The sequence below is a fragment of the Caulobacter sp. GW821-FHT05F04 genome (assembly GCF_059419665.1).
Window position 1 is genome coordinate 1 of sequence record NZ_JBWKSF010000022.1, and the last position, 1137, is coordinate 1137.

At 68.5% G+C, this 1137-nt stretch carries 1 protein-coding gene; it reads right to left on the reverse strand.

All coding sequences use genetic code 11. From position 1 onward, the window contains the following. Window positions 1–17: 17 nt before the first annotated feature. On the reverse strand, window positions 18–956 hold the full coding sequence (locus AC07R7_RS25905) for an IS110 family RNA-guided transposase (RefSeq protein WP_494637248.1): 939 nt from the start codon (window positions 954–956) through the stop codon (window positions 18–20). Window positions 957–1137 lie beyond the last annotated feature (181 nt).

The window sequence follows — 1137 nt, forward strand, 5'->3', positions numbered from 1 at the left end:
CCGGCGACTGTGTTGGGTCAAGCGGGTTTTTGCCAAGGCTGGCCGGATTTAAGCATGCCGTTTGCGGCGACGACGATCTTCCTGGCGATGGCGACGAGGGCGACCTTGGCGGGCTTTCCGGCTTGTCTGAGGGCCAGATACTCGCGCTTGAAGCCCTTGTCGGAGCGGGCGGCGCTGACGGCGGCCATGTAGAGGGCGGCGCGTACGCAAGGCCGTCCACCACCGATGTGGGCCTGGCCGGTGCGGGTTCCGCTCTGGTTGGGGTGAGGAGCCAGGCCCGCCAGGCTGCCGACAGCCTTGCGATCCAGGCCTCCCAACTCGGGCAGGTCGGCCAGCAGGGTCATGCTGACGGCCGGACCGACGCCGGGGATGGTCTGCAGCAGGGCCTGGCGGGCCGCGCCGTCATGAGCCTCCAGGATCAGGGCCTGCAGGCGCGCCTCGGTCTCGGCGCGCTCCTGGGCAAGCCAGGCGATCATCCGCCGACAACTGTCGGCGACGGCCTCATCCAGGGTCTGCTTGAGCCGGGTCTTCTCCATGGCCGCCATCTCCACCAGTTGGCGACGGCGGGTCGACAGGGCTCGGATCTCGAAGGCCTTGGCGCTGGGAACGGGGCGAGCGGCGTCCTGCATCAGCAGAGCAAATCGCGCGATCAGCTCTGCGTCCAGCCTGTCGGTCTTGGCGCGCCGCCCTTCGGCCGTTCGCAGGGCCGTGATCCGCTTGGGATCGACCACCCCGACCTCGAAGCCGGCCAGGGCCAGGCCGCGCACCAGACGCGCGCCATAGGTCCCGATCGACTCCAGCACCACCTTGCCCACGCCCTCGCGCTCCAACCGCGCCACCAGGGTGGCGATCCCCGACGGCCCGTTGGCGAGCCTGAACACCTTGCCAGACGGGGCCAGGCCCACGTCGAGCCAATCTCGGCCCACATCCACGCCGGCCGCGCATGCATGCGTCATAGCTCCGCTCCTGTGTTCGAGCTCGAACGCCAAGCGCTCCGCCCGTGCGACTGTTCGGAAAAGCTGACTGGCGAGCGCGCCCTTGCCGGAATCTCGGTCTCAAGACCAGGGACCCAACGAGCTACACCCGCCAACATCAAGCCAAGGCTCAACGTACATCGCAATACACAGGGACCCAGGG

Coding starts and splice junctions, on each gene's coding strand:
- AC07R7_RS25905 (WP_494637248.1), bottom strand. CDS start 956: ATGACGCATGCATGCGCGGCCGGCGTGGATGTGGGCCGAGATTGGCTC.